A 3,863-nucleotide genomic window follows, 5' to 3' on the forward strand; every position below is an offset into this window, starting at 1 on the left:
GCCGGGTACTGCAGCGCGAACAGCGCCTCGGGGAAGCCGCCGAAATCGTGGATGGTCGGCGGCTGCGGGTGCGCGCCCACCGCTGGCTGGTAGGTCAGCCAGTGCGCCGAGGCCATCACGATCGCCCGCGGCCGGGGCAGCTGCGCGGCCAGCTCGGCCAGGCGCACGCCGACCTGACCCGGGTTGAGGGCGGTCATCGGTGAACCGTGGGAGATGTACAGCGACGGCAGGCGGGACATGGGGGGCTCCGGGGGGTTCCAGGAGCTCAGGTTATTGCCGCCATCAATGGCGATAAATAGCCACCGTCGGGCAGATTCGTTCCGAATGTAGAACGTAGAGCCGGGCTTGCCCGGCTGGGGCGTTACCGATGCCGCGTAGAGCCGGGCTTGCCCGGCTGGGTCCACCGGTAAAGCCTCAGCGGGGCAAGCCCCGCTCTACGGTTCCTGCGCCACCGGACGGTTCCTCCCCCGCCGGAAGGTTCCTGCGCCACCGGACGGTTCTTCCGCCCCCGGTCAGGTCGCTTCCGCCTCGGTCTCCAACCGCCCGATCACATCGGCCAGCGGGGCCGGACGTCCAAGCAGGAAGCCCTGTACCTGGTCACACCCATGTGCGGCCAGCCACTGCTGCTGGCCTGGCGTTTCCACGCCCTCGGCGATGATGGTCAGGCCCATGCTGTGACCCAGCGACAACAGCGCGCGGCAGATCGAGGCATTGCGTGGGTTGCTCTCCACATCGGCGACGAAGCTGCGGTCGATCTTCAGGATGTCCAGCGGCAGGTGCTGCAGGTAGGACATGTTCGAGTAACCGGTGCCGAAGTCATCCAGCGAAATGCAGATGCCCTGCTCGTGCAGGCGCTGCATGGTCTGCTTGGCCTGGGCGGGTTTGCGCATCAGGCTGCTTTCGGTCAGTTCCACGTGCAGCGCGCCACGCGACAGGTTGAACTCCTGGCAGGCGCGGGTGAACTCGGCCACCAGGTCGCTGTTGAAGAACTGCACCGCCGACACGTTCACCGCGATCGGCAGCTCCCAGCCCGCATCCACCAGCTGCCGCTGCGCCTGTGCCGCTTCGCGGATCACCCAGCGGCCCAGCGCCAGGATCAGGCCGGTGTCCTCGCACAGCTGGATGAACTCGCCCGGTGGGATGAAACTGCCGTCCGCCTGCGGCCAGCGCAGCAGCGCTTCCAGCGCCGCCGGGGTGCCGTCGGCGGCATGGCAGATCGGCTGGAAATACAGCTGGAACTCGCTGTCGATGGCGCTGTGGATGCGCCCGGCCAGGCGCAGGCGTTCGGCCAGCCGCGAACTCACCGTGCTGTCATACCACGCGATCACGCTGCCTTCGTCGCGCGCCGCATGCGCGGCCTGCGCCGCCATGCCGATCACCTGCTCCGCGCTGATCACATCGCCTTCGAACCTCACCGCCACGCCGATGCGCGGCTCGAACTGATGCAGCCAGTCCTGTCCGCGCACGGGCTCGGACACCGTCTGCACCAGCGTGTCCAGCGCGCTCTGGCGTTCGTGGTCGTCGCGGATGGCGAAGATGAAATCTTCCGCCGGCTGGAACGCCAGCAGGCCGTAGCGCACGCCCAGGCCGCCGAGGCGCTTGGCCATGGCCTGCAGCACCACGTCGCCGACCTCGCTGCCCAGGGTGTCGGCCACCAGCTGCAGGCCGCGGAACTGCACATAGGCGATGGTGTAGCTGCCGCCCTCCTCGTCCAGCTGCGCGGCCAGCGCGCGCGTGTTGAGCAGGCCGGTGGCGACGTTGTGGGTGGCGTGGTACGCGAGGTCGCGCTCGTAGGCGAGCCGCTCGCTGACATCCTCGGCCAGCACCAGGCAGGCCTGGCGACCATCGAAATCGAGCCGGGCCAGGTGCGCGCGCACCTCGAACACGGTGCCGTCCTTGCGCCGGTGCAGGCGCACCTGGGCATCATGGGTCTCACCCGGTGCGGCGTTGGCGATGGCCTGGCGGATCTCGTCCCAGCCTTCGCGCGGACGGATGTCGAGGATGCTCATCGACAGGAATTCTTCGCGGCTGTAACCGTACTGGGTCACGGCCGCTTCGTTGACCTCCAGGAACCGCAGCGTGTCCGGGTCGAATACCCAGAACGGAGCCGGGTTGCGGTCGAACAGCAGGCGGAACTGGCGCTCGGCCTGCTGCGCGCGGGCCAGGATCTCGATGCGGTCGCTGACATCGGTAAGCGCACCGATCATGCGCCGCTCACCGTCGGCGGTTTCCACCTGCTGGCCGCGCGCGGACAGCCAGCGCACCTTGCCGCCGGGCAGCACCAGCCGGAACATTTCATCGAGCACGCCGTTGTTGGCGAACGCCACATGGAATGCGTCCTGCAGCCGGTGCGCGTCCTCACGGTGCACACGGTTGAAGAAATCCGCCACCGGCAGGCTGTCGATCGGGATGTTGAAGATCTGCCGTGCCATCGGCGACCAGCGCAGCAGGGAGGCGTCCTCGTCCACCGTCCAGGTGCAGATCTGCGCGATCTGGTGCGCCATGCGCAGCTCCGCATGGCCGGTGCGCAGCTCCTCGCTCATCGCATGCTGCCGGCGGGTGGCGCGGCGCAGGCTCAGGTAGACCAGGGCGAATGCCCCCAGGTAGAGCAGGACCAGGCCAGCCGAGGCATATACGTAGGGCCACCATGCCGCGAGCACGTCGCGGCGACCCAGTCCCGCATACACGCCGAGCGGGTAGTCGCCCAGCGTGGTCAGGGTGGAGATGCGCTCCACGTTGTCCACCGGGCTGTATTCGATGCCCAGCGGCAGCACCGCGTCGCGGCCGAGCCGGTCGCGGTGCTTGAGCCCGAAGCGCTTGCCGATCGCCGCCGCGCGATCCGGGCTGCGCGCCAGCATGTAGCCGCCGCCGTCGGTGATCGAAATCACCCCGTCGCTGCCCACGTCCAGGCCGTTGATGATCGCCTGCAGCTCACGGGTACGCAGCCGGCTGAGAAGCCAGCGGTTCTCCCCCATGCGCAGCGCCAGCGGCAGCACCCAGTCCTGCGCGGCGGTCTGCTGGGGTGGCCCCAGGTACAGGCGGCTGTTCTGTCCACGGTTGCTGTCCACCGCCCACAGAGGCAGATGAAGATCGCCGCTGCCGCTGGTCAGCGCGCGCCCGAACTCGTCCACCACCACGATGCTTTCCAGTTCCTGGTGGCGCGCGAGCACGCCGCGCACCGATTCATCCAGCAGGTCCGGGGCCTGGGCCGGCACCCGCTCGAACAGCTGCGCGCCGTCGGCGGCAATCCCGCGCATGGCGCGCTCCAGGTTGCGCAGCTCCAGCCGCAGCAGGCGCTGGGTGCCGGCGGAGATGGCCGTGCTCTGTCGCTGCGCGGCTTCCTGGCGGCGCTGGTAGTCGTTGGCGAGCATGACCGCCAGGCCCACGGCCAGCAGCATGCCCAGGCCAACGCCCAGCCACACCAAGGTCCGCAACGGTCGCGCCATGGCGCGGTTCATCGCGGGCATTGCCTGACACTCCCCCACGCAGCTGACGACATGAAAACAATTCCCGAGTCCTGCAGACGAGAGCGGCCAATGTCTCAATTTCTTGATGCGGCTCCGGCCGATTCCCCGTCGGCCAGGCCTTGGCACGCCTGTACCGGCCCAGCATGCACCAGCCCGCGGCGCACGGAAAGGTCTGTGACGGTATTCACATAACTGGCGACAACACAACCGGCCACAGCTCCCGCCACACAAGGGCAGTTGCGGCCGCAACCACGGGTTTAGACTTGGTGGTTTCCCGTTGCCTGAGAAGTTGCATGTCCAAGCTGCGCCGCCCCACCCTGATGCTCGCCATTGCCGCCAGCCTGTCGCTGGGCCTGGCTGCCTGCGACCGCGAGGCCGCGCCCCCGGCCGCCGCCC

Annotated in this window: 1 protein-coding gene and 1 pseudogene; both read right to left on the bottom strand. The window is 68.6% G+C overall.

Features of this window, described 5'->3' with window-relative positions; translation table 11 throughout:
- Window positions 1–239: pseudogene (locus EGJ34_RS20850) on the bottom strand (dioxygenase); the annotation flags it as partial.
- 273 nt (window positions 240–512) lie between these two features.
- The gene (locus EGJ34_RS20855) at window positions 513–3,467 is read right to left on the bottom strand and encodes an EAL domain-containing protein (protein WP_125362326.1); all 2,955 of its coding nucleotides are present in this window, start codon (window positions 3,465–3,467) and stop codon (window positions 513–515) included.
- Window positions 3,468–3,863 lie beyond the last annotated feature (396 nt).

Origin of the sequence: Stenotrophomonas sp. 278 (genome assembly GCF_003935715.1) — a bacterium.
Lineage (GTDB): Bacteria > Pseudomonadota > Gammaproteobacteria > Xanthomonadales > Xanthomonadaceae > Stenotrophomonas > Stenotrophomonas maltophilia_AH.

Bases quoted from the DNA above. Each gene is read 5' to 3' on its own strand.
- EGJ34_RS20855 (WP_125362326.1), bottom strand. From the start codon at position 3,467: ATGCCCGCGATGAACCGCGCCATGGCGCGACCGTTGCGGACCTTGGTG.